This is a genomic window from Kribbella sp. (assembly GCF_035687465.1).
Taxonomy (GTDB): domain Bacteria; phylum Actinomycetota; class Actinomycetes; order Propionibacteriales; family Kribbellaceae; genus Kribbella.
This window is the reverse complement of the sequence record NZ_DASRXP010000541.1, coordinates 1-14,871: the sequence shown is the minus strand read 5'-3', so window position 1 is coordinate 14,871 and position 14,871 is coordinate 1. Positions and strand designations below refer to the sequence as shown.

Here is a 14,871-nt window from a genome sequence, read left to right as displayed (position 1 = left end):
CGCGGGGCCTGCCCCACGGTACTTCGGACGCAAGCACCACCGGGCAAGGCAAAGGCCCCGCAAGCTCATACATTGCGGGGCCGGGTCCTGTGTACCAGCCGAGTCAATCGGTTCAGGTGACCGACACACCAACAGCAGAAGACGATCCGACAGCGAGCAACTTTCCGCCCCCGTTGTACGGCGGGACCTGGGGCTGGGATGCTTGGGCGGGTGAGCCCGAAGACGTTGAGTGATCTGATCGCGCCGGACTGGGCGGAGGCCCTCGCGCCGGTCGAGGCGACCGTGAGCCGGATGGGTGAGTTCCTGCGCGCGGAGATCGCCGCCGGCCGCCCCTACCTCCCGGCGGGAGAGAACGTACTGCGGGCCTTCCAGCGCCCGCTCAACGACGTGAAGGTGCTCGTAGTCGGGCAGGATCCTTACCCGACACCTGGCCACCCAGTCGGACTCAGCTTCTCCGTCGCACCCGACGTACGGCCGATCCCCCGCAGCCTGGCGAACATCTACCGCGAGCTGATGGCGGACGTGGGCGCACCGGCGCCCTCCAACGGCGACCTGACCCCCTGGGCCGACCAGGGCGTCCTGATGCTCAACAGAGTGCTCACCGTGCAGCCCGGCAAGTCCGCCTCACACCGGGGCAAGGGCTGGGAGGCTGTTACCGAGCAGGCGATCCACGCACTCGTGAAACGCGGCGGCCCGCTCGTAGCCATCCTCTGGGGCCGCGACGCGCAGACGCTCAAGCCCATGCTCGGCAGCACGCCGTACGTCGAGAGCGCCCACCCAAGCCGATGTCGGCCGACCGCGGCTTCTTCGGCTCGCGACCGTTCAGCCGGGTCAACGCTCTCCTGGTCGAGCAGGGCGGCACCCCTATCGACTGGCGCCTTCCGTAGCAGCCGTGCCGGTCCAGCTGTGCCAGAGCTGGGCATAGCGACCACCTGTCGCAAGCAGGTCCGTGTGCGTTCCCGACTCCACGATCCGCCCGTGGTCCAGCACCACGATCCGGTCGGCCTGCTGTGCCTGGGTAAGCCGGTGAGCCACCACCAGCGTCGCACGGCCCTCTGTAGCGGCCGCACCAGCTCGCTCCAGCTCCCGCGCCCCCGCACTACCCGCTTCAGCAGTCGCCTCATCCAGTACTGCGATCGCAGGGTCGGCGAGCACTAGCCGAGCCAGGGCGACTTGCTGTGCCTGCGCACCCGTCAGCTGATGCGCATTCTCACCAACCTGGCTGTCCAGCCCCTCCGGCAGAGCCCGAACCCACGCGAGCGCCCCGACTCGCTCCAAGGCCGCTTCCACCTCAGCAGGCGACGCGTCGGCCCGAGCGAGTCGTACGTCGTCCACAAGTGGCCCCGAGAACACGTGAACCTCCTGGCTCAGCAGAGCCACCTGTGCACGCGTCCGGGCTTCCCCCAACTCACGGAGATCCACGCCACCGATCCGAACCACCCCAGCCGTCGGCACCAGTACTCCGGCCGCAATCGCTGCCAGCGTGGTCTTCCCGGCTCCACTGGCTCCGACCAGGGCAACCCGCTCGCCCGGCTGGATCCGCAGATTCACCCCGTCCACGACCAACGGCCCGTCGTACGAGTGCCCGACTGCCACCAGTTCCAGCGACGCATCGGCCGGCGTACGTCCCGGCGGCGGCTCCTCAGTCGCCGGCAACTCCATCACGCCGGCAAGGCGGGCCAGACCGGCCGCAGCCGTCTGGATCTGGTCGAACTGCATCAGCAGCGAACCGATCGGGTTGAACAGCCGGTGGAAGTACAGCGCCGCCGCAGTAGTCGCACCGACGGTCACCGCATCCGCCCGTACCAGGAAGAAGCCGGCGACCAGGATCGCTGTCAGACCGGTGAACTCCGCGTGGTTGATCCGCGCGGAGAAGAAGCTGTACAGCTTGAAGACCTTCAGCGACAGGTCCCGCGCGACCGCGGACCGCGAACCGATCCGCTCCAGTTGCGCGTCCTCCAGCCGGTACGCACGGACAGTCGCGCTACCGCGCAACGACGCGATGATCGCCTCCGACCGCTCGCCCATCGCCACCCGCTCACGACCGTAGAACGGTGCCGACCGAGGCAGGTACCACCGCAACGCCAACAGGTACATCGGCAGCGACAGCAGCCCCGCGAGCCCGAGCCGCCAGTCCAGCGCGAACAGTCCGGCGGCAGTGAGCACGATCGTCAACGTCGCAGACAGCAGAACCGGCCCGACCTCCGTGAGCGCAGCCGCCACCGCAGACACGTCGTCGCCCACCCGGGACAGCAGATCCCCGGTCCGCACTTTCTCGAGCACAGGCGTCGGCAGCTGCAGTACCCGGTCCATCACCTTCTCCCGCAACCGCGCCAGCACGGTCTCCCCGACCCGCGCCACCAGCGTCACCCCGACAGCAGTCAGTACGCCGGCCACCAGCGCGGCCCCGCCGATCAACAGAACAACCCGTACTACGGCGGACTCGTCCGAGCCGGCCGCAATATCGTCGACCAGCACACCGAGGGCCCAGGGCGCGACCAGACCGGCCGCGCTGGCCACGGTGATCACCACGGCGGCAAGCACCGACCGGCCCGGCAGCCGGCGGATCTCCTGCCACAGCACGATCCAGGTGGCCTTGGCACCCGCGATAGGCAGCAACTCTGAGCTCATCGGAGTACCGCCTCCTGGTAGACCGTGTCGCGGGAGGCGAGGTCCGCATGTGAGCCTTCTGCAACCACAGCGCCGTCCTGCACGACCAGCACTCGGTGCATCTTCCCCAGCAGGGCCGGGCTGCTGGTAAACACCAAGGTCCCCAGACTGGCGACGCCACGGACCTCAGCCAGTCCCTCGGCCAGGAGTTCTTCGGTCACGGCGTCCACCGCAGTACTGGGGTCGTGCAGCACGAGCACAGGTGGTTCCGCCAGCAGGGCTCGGGCCAGGCCGAGCCGTTGGCGTTGGCCGCCTGACAGAGTGCGTCCGCGGTCGGCCAGCGGATAGTCGAGGCCCTCCGGGTGCGCCGCGATGACATCGGTGGCCGCGGCAGCCGCAACGACCACGTCGAGCCTTGCCCCATTGGAGGAACCGGCCAGGAGGTTGCTGCGGAGGGTGCCCTCGAACAGGTCCGTGTCGTGTTGCTCGACCAGGACAGAGCGGCGTACGAGGTCGATGTCGAGCTCCTCGACCGCACTGCCGCCAATCAGGATGCGGCCCTCGTGTTCGGGGGCGCGGCCGGACACGAGCGTCAGGAGAGCGTCCGCGTCGCGCGGGTCGTAGCAGAGCACGCCGACGAGCTCACCTGGCTCCAGGGAAAGGCTGAGCGAGGACAGTGACTTGTAGCTGACGTCTTCCAACGACAGCAGCGGCCTGGACGGATCCACCGAAGTACCCGCGCCGGTAGTGATGAGTGGCGGCGAGCTGAGCACCTTTGCCAGCCGACCGGCCGATGCACGAGCCATCGCGGCGACCTGCCCGCAGTACCCGAGGGTGCCGACGGGTTCCGCGATGAACTGGGCCAGGCCGACCACGGTGATGAGCTCCCCGATGCTGATGCGTCCGTTGATCGCGAACCACCCGGCGACACCCGCCACCGCAGCCAACAGCAGACCGCTCAACGCCGTCATGACTCCGTCCTGCAGGCCGTTGGTAGACGCCGCGCGCAGGGTTGCCTTGAGGGTGGCCTGGCTCGACCGGCGATACCGCTCGGCCGCGTTGTGCTGAGCGCCGATGCCGCGCAAGGTACGCAACCCGCTCACCAGGTCGGTGGCGAGCGCAGTAGTGCTCGCGACCGCCTCTTGCTGGGTCGACGTACGTCGGGTCAGCAGCGGCGACAGCGCCTGGATCCCCAGCACCAGCAGCGGGACTCCGATCGCCACCCCGAGCCCGAGTGGCACGTCGATCAGCAGCAGCGCCACCGAGGAGACCGTCAGCGCCGCGACACCTGCGGAGCCGATCGACACCGCCCGCATCACCAGTGAGGTCTTCTCCGCATCGGAGGTCGCGATGGAGAGCAGTTCGCCCGCCCGCAGACCGGTGCGGTGACCGCGAGGGTCCAGCACCCGCGCGGCGATCTCCAGCCGCAGCAGGTGGGTCTCCTGCTCGATCGCGCGAACCACCTGCCGGGCACCGGTCTTCCAGGCGTTCGACAGTACGGCGAACAGCACGATCATCATCAGCACACACCACAGCAGCGGCTGCAGGTCACCGGTGGAGACGGCCTGGTCCACGAAGATGCCGATCGCGATCGGGACCGCCGCCTCGGTCGCCTGATGCAGCGACAGCACCAGGACGCCGACGGTGAGACGACCACGATGCCGCCCGATGGACCTGCGAAGCACCTTTCCGGCGGTCAGTTCTTCCCCCAGTTCGAACTGTCTGCGCAACGGACCGGCCTTTCCCTGGCGGAGATGGGTTAGGCAACCCTAACTCAGCTGGAAGTCAGGGATCGATCCCGTCTGATCGATTGACACCCGCCGGGCGATCACCGTACGGTCTCGCCGTAATAGGAAACTTTCCTAACAGTTCAGCTGCTCGGGCCGGAACCGGCACGGCGAGCGGGCTCGGGCGACGGAGGAGGGCAGGGTTAGCGCATGGCAAGCACACCCGGTACACCCCGCCTGCTCCGCGCGATGAACGACCGTGCCGCTCTCGACCTGCTGCTGGCCCACGGCCCGCTGTCACGGACCACGCTCGGCAACCTCACCGGCCTGTCCAAGCCGACCGCGTCGCAGCTGCTTTCCCGGCTGGCGAGCGCCGGCCTGGTTCGCGCGAGCGGTACGAGTGCCGGCCGTCCCGGCCCGAATGCCCAGCTGTACGAGATCAACGGCGGCATCGCGTACGTCGCCGGCCTCGACGTCACGCCGACCCGGATCCGCTCGGCCGTCGCGGACCTCACCGGCAAAGTGGTCGGCAAGTATGAGCTGGCCACCCCCGGCCGGAGTGCCAAGGGAACCGTCGAGCGAGTGGTGAAGGCCCTCGACGGAGCTCTGGGAGAAGCCGGGCTGACCCGGGACCGCCTGCACCGTGTCTCGATCGGGACGCCCGGTGGTTTCGACCCGACCACCGGACGGCTGCGGTACGCCACGCACCTGCCGGGCTGGCACGCGCCGCACCTGCTCGAGGAGCTCGCCGCCGCGATCGCAGTACCGCTCGAGGTCGAGAACGACGTGAACCTGGCCGCCGTCGCCGAACAACGCGTCGGCCACGCAGGAGACAGCGACAACTTCGTCATGCTCTGGGGCGACGAGGGCATCGGCGCGGCGATCGTGATCGGCGGACGGCTGGTCCGCGGAGCCACCGGCGGCGCCGGTGAGGTCGCCTTCCTGCCACTGCCCGGCACCCCGCTGGTGCGCAACGTCGGCCGCAACAACGCCGGCGGCTTCCAGGAACTCGCCGGTGGAGAACCAGTCCTCGAACTTGCCCGCGCCAATGGCCTCAAGGCCCGTACTCCGGAGGCCGCAATCGCCGCAGCCCTGCAGACCCCGGGCGCGGGTGACACCGTGCTCGGCGAGTTCGCGCATCGGCTCGCGGTCGGTCTTGCCGCGATCGTCGCCGTCGTCGATCCCGAACTGATCGTGCTCGCCGGAGGGGTGATCACCGCCGGCGGGGAGCGCTTGCGCGGCCTGGTCCAGGACGAGCTCGCCGAACTCGCAGTACCGCGCCCCCGGCTGCTGATGACCGCCATCCCCACCGACCCGGTCCTGGCCGGCGCACTGCAGTCAGCCCTGACCTCCACCCGCGACGAAGTCTTCGACACCGCCTAAACCAGCTTGCGTCCGAAGAACCTTGCGCTATAGCCCCACCTTCTTCGGACGCAAGGGAATCAGATCAGGAGCAAGGATGAAACTCACAGTCGTAGGCGGCGGATCCACCTACACGCCCGAACTCATCGACGGCTTCGCCCGCTTGCGCTCGTCGCTTCCGGTCTCTGAGCTGGTCCTGGTCGACCCGGCGCCGGATCGGCTCGAACTGGTCGGAGGGCTGGCTGCGCGGATCTTCGCAAAACAAGGGCATCCGGGCCGGATCGTCACCACGTCGAGCCTCGACGAGGGTATCGACGGAGCGGATGCGGTCCTGCTGCAGCTCCGCGTCGGCGGGCAGGCCGCGCGGAACCAGGACGAGACCTGGCCGCTCGAATGTGGTTGCGTCGGGCAAGAAACCACCGGTGCGGGCGGCCTCGCGAAGGCACTGCGCACGGTGCCGGTCGTCCTGGACATCGCCGAGCGCGTGCGCCGGTCCAACCCGGACGCGTGGATCATCGACTTCACCAACCCGGTGGGGATCGTCACGCGAGCGCTGCTCTCCGAGGGACACAAGGCTGTCGGACTGTGCAACGTGGCGATCGGCTTCCAGCGGCGGTTCGCGCGGATGCTCGGGGTCACGCCGGACCAGGTGGCGCTGGATCACGTGGGGTTGAACCACCTGACCTGGGAGCGCGGCGTACGGGTCGGCGGCGAGGACGTGCTGCCGAAGTTGCTGGCGTCGCACGCGGCCGAGCTCGCGGACGACCTGCACCTGCCGGCGGAGTTGCTGCTGCAGCTCGGTGTTGTCCCGTCGTACTACCTGCGGTACTTCTACGCGCACGACGAGGTGGTTCGCGAGCTGCTGGAGAAGCCGTCGCGGGCTGCGGAGGTTGCGGCGATCGAGAAGCAGTTGCTCGATCTCTATGCGGATCCTGCTCTGGACGAGAAGCCCGCGCTGCTGGAACAACGTGGCGGCGCCTACTACTCGGAGGCCGCGGTCGCCTTGGCGTCCTCGCTGCTGAACGACACGGGCGACGTACAGGTGGTGAACACCCTCAACAACGGGGCGTTGCCGTTCCTCCCGGACGACGCGGTGATCGAGGTCCCGGCGACTGTTGGAGCAGCCGGTACTACGCCGCTGCCGATCGCGCCGCTCGAACCGTTGTACGCCGGCCTGGTCGCCAGCGTCACGGCGTACGAGAATCTGGCGCTGGAAGCGGCGAAGAAGGGCGGTGCGGAGCGCGTGTTCACCGCTTTGCTGGCGCATCCGCTGATCGGGCAGATCGAGTACGCGAAGGCGCTCACCGACAAACTGCTCGCGCACAACCGCGAGTACCTGCCGTGGGCGTGACGATGGCGGACGAGGTAGGTCTGGTCAGACCGCTGGTCCCGGGCGGCGTGCTCGCCTTCGACGCCGGCAACAGCAAGACCGACGTCGCCCTCGTCGCCGCCGACGGAACAGTCCTCGGTACCGCGCGGGGCGGCGGCTTCGAGCCGCACCTCGTCGGAGCACTCGCCGCGGTGACCGCCCTGGAACCCCTGGTCCTAGCCGCCTGCGCGGACGCAGGCCTGGTGGTCGGCGACGGTGGGCGGGCGCCTGGTCGAGGTCCGTTGGTGCAGCAAGTTTCCGCATGCCTGGCGAATGCGGATCTGCCGATCGAGGAAGAACAGCTCGCCGAATCTTTCCGCTCGTTCGGCTGGGGAACCTCGGTGTACGTCGCGAACGACACCTTCGCCCTGCTGCGCGCTGGAGTGGACGAGCCGCGCGGCGTCGCAGTCGTCTGCGGCGCCGGCATCAACTGCGCCGGCCTACTACCCGACGGCCGTACTGCGCGCTTCGCGGCTATCGGCAAGATCTCCGGAGATTGGGGCGGTGGGCAACAACTAGCGGACGAGGCCTTCTGGGCGGCAGCACGATCCGCCGACGGCCGTGGCCCGACCACCGCCCTGGAGACGGCCCTTCCCGCGCACTACGGCGTGGAGTCGATGGCCGCCCTGATCGAGGCCTTCCACCTCGGCGACCTCCCAGTGAACCGCCGCCTCGAAGCAAGCCCACTCCTCTTCCAAGTAGCCGCAGCAGGCGACGCGATCGCCAAAGCAGTCGTCCAACACCAGGCAGAGGAGGTCGTAGCCATGGCGGTCGTGGCAATGCGCCGCCTCGACCTCCTGGACGAGCCGACAGACGTAGTACTGGGCGGAGGCGTCCTCACCGCGGGCCACCCCCTCCTGACAGAAACAGTCGTCCGCCTCCTCGCCACCGCAGCCCCGAAGGCCGTCGCCCGCGTGGTAGACGTCCCACCAGTAGTCGGCGCCGCCCTCCTAGGCCTCGACCACACCAACGCAGCCCCCTCAGCCCACCTCACTCTCCGCTCCTCCTACGCCGCATCCCCCGCGGCCTAGGCACGGGGCTTGCGTGGGGTGTAATCATGTAATCATGAGTACACAGCAAGAGGGTGAGCGGGTTCGGGGTTGGCTGACTGGTCGGCTTCCGTCCGACTGGTTCGAGGGCGAGCCAGAGGTGAGTATCGACCGCGACGAGATTCTCGTGGTCGGCAGGATTCCGGCTCCGGAGCAGGACGGTGAGGTCAGTGCGGCCGCGCGGTCCGGCGCCGAGGAGGGCAGGATCAAGCAGTTCCGGGAGGACACCCGGGAGAAGCGGATCGAGATCGCACGCGAACTGGAGCACGCGACCCGGCGCAAGGTCGCCTGGGGTGTGCAGGCCGGCGAGACCAAGACCATCTTCACGTCGCTGTCGGCGCCGGTGATGACGCGGCTGCGGCAGTCCGAGCGGCAGGTGCTCGACACGCTCGTCGACGCCGGCGTAGCCCGGTCCCGCAGCGACGCACTCGGCTGGTGCGTCAAGCTCGTCGCCCAGCACAGCGAAGCCTGGCTCGGCGAGCTCCGCGAAGCCATGGCAAAGGTAGAAGACGTCCGCCGCGCAGGCCCCGACGCCACCGAGGACTAAAGCTCCTCTGTACGAAACGGGGCGGGCGCGATCCGATCCGATCGCGCCCGCCCGTTCTTCTCACGCCGGCGGTGACCCCCAACCGGCGCGAGGGTCTACCGGCCGCCCTGCGACCCGTTCCAGCCGTTCTCCCCACCGGTCCAGTTCCCGCCGCTGGCCCCCTCAGCAGGGTTGGACCAACCACCGGACTGCGGAGCACCATGCGAGGCCGGGTACTGCGGGGCAGACTGCTGCGACTCCGGCATCCCCTGCGCGGACTGGTAATCACCCTGACCCTGGGCCTGGTATCCGCCCTGGCCCTGTGCAGGCTGGTAACCACCTTGGCTGGTGCCGTTGGAGTCAGCCATGCCGTTCGACCCCGCAGTACGGGCTGCGGTGTTGTTGGCTGCCGCCATCGCCGAGCCGCGTTCGAACAGCGTGCGGAGTGCCTCGCCCGCCATCTCCCGGCCGCCGAGGCCAAATGCCAGGCCGAGTGCGAGCGCCGCACCACCGAGCACGATCAGCAACGTGTTCCCGGTCAGCTGGACCGCGATCCCCAGCTGTGTCAGCGCCGCGAACGCGGCGTACACCAGGATCGCGTACTTCCCGATCTTGGCCAGCGTCTCGTTGCCCGTCGCACCGCGGATGATCGCGGCCAGGAAGTTCGCGAACAGCGCGGCCAGGCAGACGATCACGATCGCGGCGAAGATCCGCGGGATGTAGGCGAGCATGTCGCTCATGAAATTCGAGATCTCCGGTACGCCGAGCGCGGACGCGAACATCGTGAAGCTGATCAGGAACACGAACCAGAACACGACCTTGCCGAGCATCGCCGACGCGGTCAGCCCGGTACCGGATCGCTGCAGTACGCCGGAGACGCCGGCTCGTTCCATCCACTGGTCGAAGCCGACCCTGCCGAGCAGTTTGCCGACGAGCTTGCCGAGCACCTTCGCGACGAAGTAGCCGACCACCAGGATGACGATGCCGCCGAGCAGATTGGGGATGAATCCCAGAAGCTTGCCGAAGGCATCTTCGAAGGGTTGGGTGAAGTCGATCGCCAACACAGACATCGGACCATTTCCTTCCCGAACTGGCCCGCACCCGCCATCACGCACCCGCTCCGCGCGACTCCGGCTACGGGCGGATGCAGTGGTGTCAGCTCCCCCGTGCCCGGCGCCGCGACCCTCAAACGCCTGTCACCTAACGCAATGTGATTGCATAAGGCATGACCGATGTCGTGATCCGCCGCGCCACCGCCACCGACGTCCCCGGAATCCTCGCCTTGCTCGTCGACGACCAACTCGGCGTCGGCCGGGAGGACCTGACCGACCTCACGCCGTACCAGCGGGCGTTCGAGGCGATCGATGCCGACGTCAACCAACTCCTGGTGGTTGCCGAACGCAACGGCGAGCTGCTCGGCACCCTGCAGCTCACGTTCATCCCCGGTCTGTCCCGCCGCGGCGCCTCCCGCGGCCTGGTCGAGGCGGTCCGGGTCGCCGCCTCAGCTCGCGGTCTGGGCCTGGGCACCACGCTGATGGAATGGGCCGTCGAGGAATCCCGCGCCCGCGGCTGCGGCCTGGTCCAACTGACCTCGGACAAGACCCGCCTCGACGCCCACCGCTTCTACACCCGCCTCGGCTTCGAGAACAGCCACGAAGGCTTCAAGCTCCCGCTCAGCTGACCTTGTCCGCCGAGGCGGTGAAGGTGTTGCAGGAGGCGGGGGTGGTGGTCTTGAAGGCGGAGCCGGACCAGAGCCACTGGTTCTTACGGGAGCCGTGGTCGCGCTTCTTCTTCGGGTTGTACTCGTCGCCGCTGTGCTTGGTCTGCCATTCCCAGAAGTCGAGCTTGCGGCCGCCGGCCAGGCCGAGTGTGTTCTTGTTCGCGCCGAGGAAGGCTGAGCCGAGGCAGTTCGCCTGCAGTTCGAGGCGGCGGCTCTCCTCCAGCTTGGCAGCTTCGGTGGTCGCCCAGCCTTCGCGCGAGTCCGATGAGATCAGGATGTTGGTCAGCCACTGGACGTGGTGGCCGTACTCGTGCGCCAGCGTGTCCATCATCTCGACCCGCGCGGCTTCCTTGTCCACCTTGTAGTTCTTCACGTCGTTCTGCCAGCGCATCGTGATCGTCTCGTCGTCGCCGCAGTAGAACGCCAGGTCGCTCTCACCACTGCATGCCGACGGCAACGTCTTGGTCCAGAGCACCAGCTTCGGCGCCCGGAACGGGTATCCGGCCTTGCGGATCAGGGGCTCCCAGGCCTTGTTCAGGCACGGCAGCATGGCCTGGTAATACTTCAGCACCCCGGCCTGGTTCGCCGGCTTGACGGTCGGCTCGACACAGTTGACGGTCGGCACCTTGCCGACGACGTACAGCTTGTTCTCCTTCACCCGTACGGCGTCCGGCACCGGCTGAACGGTCACCGTCACAGTAGGTTGAGGTGGTGCCGGCATCGGCTCCTCGGTCTGCTTCACCGACGGGTTGGACAGCGGGTTGTCGACCGTGTTGTCGTACGAGTCGATCAGCTTGAAACTGGCCACCCCGCCACCGGTGAGCACCAGCACGAGCAGCACCGAGAGACCGATGATCATCTGCTTGGAGAACCGCCGCTGCTGCTTGAGCGGCGGCGGCTCGGCGGAGTACTGGGCGCCGCTTCGCGAGGAGGGCGAGTTCCAGCCGACCGACTGCGTTCCGCCGGGGCGGCGAGTGCCCGTCAACGGGATGAACGGGGCACCCTGCAGCGGTGCCGGCGGCGGAGCTCCGAAACCGCCGGCGTCCGCGGGATCCGTGGGCAGCGGAGCCGCCTTGCGGAGCGGCGGGTTCACCTCGCCTCGCACAGGGCGGGCCTTCCCGAGGCCGGACTCCTCCTGACGATTGAGGGGCCGCGGAGGCGTAGTACCGGCGTTTTCCGGTGTCTCACCCGCGCCGCCGGGCAGGAAGTGCCCAGGCTTCGGCGCGTCCTGTGCCGGGTCCGGCACTGCTGCCGGCTCCTCGTCAGCCATCAGTCGTTCCCCAGTCCGTTCAATGATCAGCTGACCTGGTTCGCCGCTGCCACGAAAGTGTTGCAGGCGCTGGGGTTCGTCGTGCTGAATCCACGCGTCATCCACAGCTCCACGCTCTTGCGGGAACCATGGTCGCGCACCTTGTCCTCAGTGTTCTCATCGCCACTGTTCTTGCTACGCCAATTCCACTGCTGCAGCAGCTGGCCGCGGATCGGGAAAGTGGCCTTTTCCGCGCCCAGGAACACCGCGGAGAGGCAGGTCGCCTGCAACGCCTGGCGGCGGTCCTGCTCCAGCTTGGCCGCCGCGTTCGGCGCCGTGTCCCCGATACTCTCCGACGCGTCGAAGATGCCGGTCAGATTCTGGATGTGCACGCCGTAGACGTACCCGAGGGAGTCGGCCATGTCCACCCGGGCGAGGGCGCTGTTATGCCGGTAGTCGTCCTCCAGGTCCTCCCAGGGCATCGCGACGCTCCCACCATCGGCATCGCAGTACGAGGAGACCTTCTCCTGTACTCCGCAGGCGGTCTCCTGGCCGTCGTCGAACATGATCAGCTTCGGCGGGTGGAAGTCGAACCCAGCCTTGCGGACGGCCGGCTCCCACGCCTTGTTCATGCAGATCAGCAGGGCCTGGTAGTAGGCCTTGACGTTCTCCTTGGAGGTCGGCCGGTACGCCGGTTCCTTGCACCCCGCCGGAGCCAGCTTGCCGATCGCGTAGAGCTTGTTCTCCTTCTGTACTACGAGATCCGGCGTCGGCTTGGCGGTCGGCTCGTCCGAGCCAGCCTGGTCGTCGGTGGTCTTGACGGACGGCGTGCCCATCGGGTTCGCCACGAAATCGTCGTACGACGAGAGCACCTTCACGGCGCCGGCGACTCCGCCACCGACGACCACCAATACGCCGACGACGATCCCGGCGATCAGCGCCTTCGACCGCTTCTTCGGCATGAACGGGATCGGCTCCGGCGAGTAGCGCGCCTTGAACGCCGCAGCCGCAGGATCATCGGGCTTCGGCGGCCCGAGCCGCGACCCACTGAGCTGCGGTGGGCCGGCCGGTGTGGACGCCCCGAGGCGCGGCGTGGGCGCCGACAAGGGATTGGATCCACCCTGCAGCGGAGTCCCACCCAAAGAGGTCCCGGTCCGCAACGACGGCCCACTAAGCGGCGTCGAGCCCGGCGGGGCGGCCGGATCGGGAGGTGTTTCACCCTCACCACCAGGCAGGAAATGCCCAGGCTTCGGCGCCGAGTCGTCCGGCATGAGTTCTCCCCAGTTCTCCTGAGCCCCGCCGACGGCAGGACTGATCGCTCGAACGCAGGAGTGAGCCGTATCCCCCCAGCCGGACCTGCCGCAAGATGATATGCCGCAAACAGCCCACGCTGTACCAAATTGCAGCTATTGACATCTCCCGCTCACAGAATCCACCCAACTACCTACTCTCCGCCACGAGACTCTGGAGATTGACGGCGGCCGGTCGATGTCCTGAGGCTGGCTCCATGGACGATCGGACCGGTTCGCTGGCGATGGCAGCTTTGCGGGAACTCTGGGATGCCGGCTGCCCGATCCCCTCGCCTGCCTTGCAGGGAAGACTTCTTGAGCTGGGCTTCCGCCGCTGGAGGTCGTTCAACCGCCGGACCAACCTCCGCAACCCCACTCGCGAGGACAGAATCCACGACCTCACCAAGGGCCTCACCACCCTGGAACCGGACCCGACCCTGGTCGGCCCCCTCATCAAGGACTACCACTGCGTCGCCACAGCCCTCGCCGCCGTTCTGGAGCCAATCGAGGCCCCACAAACCGCTGTCCATGTCAGCCAGGTGCGACCGAAGACCCGACCGCGCTGGCGACGTCCCCTGGAACCTGAAGCGGCGCTAGCGCTCTGGAACGACTTCCCGGTCGACGCGGATCCTCGGCCGATCGTGCTGACCGGCCCGCCTGGTCGACTGCCGTACTTTCCCACCATGGAAAACAAGCTCGCCTCTGCGGCAGCGCCCGTCGTCTCCGAGGTGAAACTGCCGCCTGGCGTTCTCGAGAATCTCCAGCCGCAGACGAGTCCCCGCTGGCAAGGCGCCCCGATCCGGGTGCTCTCGGCCGAACGTGTGCTGGCCGATTTCCCGACAGACCGCGGCAACCGGCGCCTCCCGGCGTACAGTCTCGAGATCGAGATCGAGAACGCCCTCGGTCGCGGCATCGTCCTGGACCCCGACATAGAGGCGACGACCTGGTGGCCAGCCGCCCTCGACCCCGACGTCCGTCGCTTCGACAACGGTTTCCCGGCCTATCTCGCCGCCGACGGCCGCTCCGTCGAGATCGTTCTGTTCGCAGGAAGCCGGGTCCACGCCCTCGAATCCCCCACAGCCGTCCTTCTGATCACTGAGCCAGAGCCCTACGTCCCGCCAGGTCCCGACGCACCGGAGGCAGCCGACCTGGCCGGCCGAAGTCACCCTGTCACCGTCCACCTGTCCAGCCCCCTCGGTCCCCGAGTTCTCCTCGCCCCCACCACCGCCCACCCCCTCACCGTCCTCCCACGCTGAACATAGGATCTGGGGAATGGGATTCAGTGTGGTGGCGGTGGAGTTGTTGGATGGGGCTAATCCGGCGGTGCTGGCGACTGTGGGGGCGGATGGGACGCCTCAGACGTCGGTGGTTTGGGTTGGGCGGGACGGGGACGACTTGGTGGTGTCCACGCAGCTCGGGCGGCAGAAGGACACCAATCTGCGGAATCATCCACGCGCCAGTCTGCTGGTGATCGACAAGGCTGATCCGGACCGGTACGTCGAGTTCCGCGGTCCCGCGACCGTCACGGAAGACGTCGGACGGGCCGTCGCGGTCCGGCTGGCCGAGCTGTACGCCGGGCCGGGCGCCGGCGAGGAGTACCTCCAGCTCCCTGCCGAGGTCATTCGAACCGTCATTCGGATCACCCCGGAGAGGACCATCGAGCACGTCTGAACCTCCACCGCAGTACCCGCTTAGTTGCCGGCTCGGTTGATCTCGTAGGTGCGGGTGTTGAAGGGCATCGCCTGGTCGAATGTGAAGGTCCAGTGGGCCGGGGTGGGTGCCGTTTGACGGAGGTAAGCCAGGGCTGGGTGGGTCCGAGGTGGGTAGGAGAGTTCTTCCAGCAGGGCGATCGCTTCGGGGATCGGGAACCAGCGGACTTCGACGGTCGACGGATCGGTGGGCTGGAAATCGCCGGTGGGGATGTCGGCGCGGTAGTTCCAGGCGCGGCGCTGGATCGAGCGATCGCGGCT

Annotated in this window: 13 protein-coding genes and 1 pseudogene; 8 read left to right on the top strand and 6 right to left on the bottom strand. The window is 68.0% G+C overall.

The features are described from left to right. Positions 1-198: 198 nt before the first annotated feature. A pseudogene (locus VFG33_RS28500) lies at positions 199-887 on the top strand (uracil-DNA glycosylase). Here VFG33_RS28500 and VFG33_RS28495 read toward each other — a convergent pair. Then, positions 865-2,631, bottom strand: a complete 1,767-nt coding sequence (locus VFG33_RS28495) for an ABC transporter ATP-binding protein (RefSeq protein ID WP_325056057.1) — start codon at positions 2,629-2,631, stop codon at positions 865-867. The pseudogene VFG33_RS28500 and the gene VFG33_RS28495 overlap by 23 nt on opposite strands. Then, entirely contained in the window at positions 2,628-4,340 is a 1,713-nt protein-coding gene (locus tag VFG33_RS28490) for an ABC transporter ATP-binding protein (RefSeq protein ID WP_325056056.1), read from the bottom strand. The genes VFG33_RS28495 and VFG33_RS28490 overlap by 4 nt, the downstream gene beginning before the upstream one ends. A 207-nt stretch (positions 4,341-4,547) precedes the next feature. On the opposite strand from VFG33_RS28490, the gene VFG33_RS28485 reads away from it, so the two are divergent. The 4 genes from VFG33_RS28485 (at position 4,548) to abmR (ending at position 8,664) form a co-directional block, all read left to right on the top strand. Continuing rightward, positions 4,548-5,720, top strand: coding sequence for an ROK family transcriptional regulator (locus VFG33_RS28485; RefSeq protein WP_325056055.1), 1,173 nt, complete (start codon positions 4,548-4,550; stop codon positions 5,718-5,720). A 76-nt stretch (positions 5,721-5,796) separates the two neighbouring features. Beyond that, a complete protein-coding gene (locus VFG33_RS28480; RefSeq protein ID WP_325056054.1) occupies positions 5,797-7,050 on the top strand; it encodes a 6-phospho-beta-glucosidase in 1,254 nt (417 codons plus the stop codon). Between the two features lie 2 nt (positions 7,051-7,052). Continuing rightward, the gene (locus tag VFG33_RS28475; RefSeq protein WP_325056053.1) at positions 7,053-8,099 is read left to right on the top strand and encodes an N-acetylglucosamine kinase; all 1,047 of its coding nucleotides are present in this window, start codon (positions 7,053-7,055) and stop codon (positions 8,097-8,099) included. A gap of 34 nt (positions 8,100-8,133) precedes the next feature. Continuing rightward, positions 8,134-8,664 carry an ATP-binding transcription factor AbmR gene (gene abmR / locus VFG33_RS28470; protein ID WP_325056052.1) on the top strand — a complete coding sequence of 177 codons (531 nt, stop codon included), beginning with the start codon at positions 8,134-8,136 and terminating at the stop codon, positions 8,662-8,664. Positions 8,665-8,759: 95 nt separating this feature from the next. On the opposite strand, the gene VFG33_RS28465 is transcribed toward abmR, so the two are convergent. Beyond that, a complete protein-coding gene (locus tag VFG33_RS28465) occupies positions 8,760-9,713 on the bottom strand; it encodes a mechanosensitive ion channel family protein (protein WP_325056051.1) in 954 nt (317 codons plus the stop codon). 155 nt (positions 9,714-9,868) lie between these two features. Here VFG33_RS28465 and VFG33_RS28460 point away from each other — a divergent pair, with 155 nt between their 5' ends. Next, positions 9,869-10,324 (top strand): GNAT family N-acetyltransferase, encoded by a 456-nt coding sequence (locus VFG33_RS28460; protein WP_325056050.1) that lies wholly within the window; start codon positions 9,869-9,871, stop codon positions 10,322-10,324. Here VFG33_RS28460 and VFG33_RS28455 read toward each other — a convergent pair. Both VFG33_RS28455 and VFG33_RS28450 read right to left on the bottom strand, forming a co-directional pair. Beyond that, positions 10,317-11,633 (bottom strand): neutral zinc metallopeptidase, encoded by a 1,317-nt coding sequence (locus VFG33_RS28455; RefSeq protein ID WP_325056049.1) that lies wholly within the window; start codon positions 11,631-11,633, stop codon positions 10,317-10,319. The two genes, VFG33_RS28460 and VFG33_RS28455, sit on opposite strands and share 8 nt — an antisense overlap. Positions 11,634-11,659: 26 nt before the next feature. Then, the gene (locus VFG33_RS28450; protein ID WP_325056048.1) at positions 11,660-12,883 is read right to left on the bottom strand and encodes a neutral zinc metallopeptidase; all 1,224 of its coding nucleotides are present in this window, start codon (positions 12,881-12,883) and stop codon (positions 11,660-11,662) included. Positions 12,884-13,119: 236 nt separating this feature from the next. Between VFG33_RS28450 and VFG33_RS28445 the strand changes: the two genes are divergently transcribed. Together VFG33_RS28445 and VFG33_RS28440 are read left to right on the top strand one after the other, a co-directional pair. Further along, on the top strand, positions 13,120-14,157 hold the full coding sequence (locus VFG33_RS28445; protein WP_325056047.1) for a hypothetical protein: 1,038 nt from the start codon (positions 13,120-13,122) through the stop codon (positions 14,155-14,157). A gap of 16 nt (positions 14,158-14,173) precedes the next feature. Continuing rightward, positions 14,174-14,572: a PPOX class F420-dependent oxidoreductase gene (locus tag VFG33_RS28440; protein ID WP_325056046.1), complete on the top strand. Its 399-nt coding sequence runs from the start codon at positions 14,174-14,176 to the stop codon at positions 14,570-14,572. 20 nt (positions 14,573-14,592) lie between these two features. Here the strand turns inward: VFG33_RS28440 and VFG33_RS28435 are convergent. Beyond that, the coding region (locus VFG33_RS28435; RefSeq protein WP_325056045.1) for a hypothetical protein at positions 14,593-14,871 on the bottom strand (279 nt) is incomplete at its 5' end.

Bases quoted from the DNA above. Each gene is read 5' to 3' on its own strand.
- VFG33_RS28455 (WP_325056049.1), bottom strand. From the start codon at position 11,633: ATGGCTGACGAGGAGCCGGCAGCAGTGCCGGACCCGGCACAGGACGCG.
- VFG33_RS28475 (WP_325056053.1), top strand. From the start codon at position 7,053: ATGGCGGACGAGGTAGGTCTGGTCAGACCGCTGGTCCCGGGCGGCGTG.
- VFG33_RS28465 (WP_325056051.1), bottom strand. From the start codon at position 9,713: ATGTCTGTGTTGGCGATCGACTTCACCCAACCCTTCGAAGATGCCTTC.
- VFG33_RS28485 (WP_325056055.1), top strand. From the start codon at position 4,548: ATGGCAAGCACACCCGGTACACCCCGCCTGCTCCGCGCGATGAACGAC.
- VFG33_RS28495 (WP_325056057.1), bottom strand. From the start codon at position 2,631: ATGAGCTCAGAGTTGCTGCCTATCGCGGGTGCCAAGGCCACCTGGATC.
- abmR (WP_325056052.1), top strand. From the start codon at position 8,134: ATGAGTACACAGCAAGAGGGTGAGCGGGTTCGGGGTTGGCTGACTGGT.
- VFG33_RS28450 (WP_325056048.1), bottom strand. From the start codon at position 12,883: ATGCCGGACGACTCGGCGCCGAAGCCTGGGCATTTCCTGCCTGGTGGT.
- VFG33_RS28480 (WP_325056054.1), top strand. From the start codon at position 5,797: ATGAAACTCACAGTCGTAGGCGGCGGATCCACCTACACGCCCGAACTC.
- VFG33_RS28460 (WP_325056050.1), top strand. From the start codon at position 9,869: ATGACCGATGTCGTGATCCGCCGCGCCACCGCCACCGACGTCCCCGGA.
- VFG33_RS28440 (WP_325056046.1), top strand. From the start codon at position 14,174: ATGGGATTCAGTGTGGTGGCGGTGGAGTTGTTGGATGGGGCTAATCCG.
- VFG33_RS28445 (WP_325056047.1), top strand. From the start codon at position 13,120: ATGGACGATCGGACCGGTTCGCTGGCGATGGCAGCTTTGCGGGAACTC.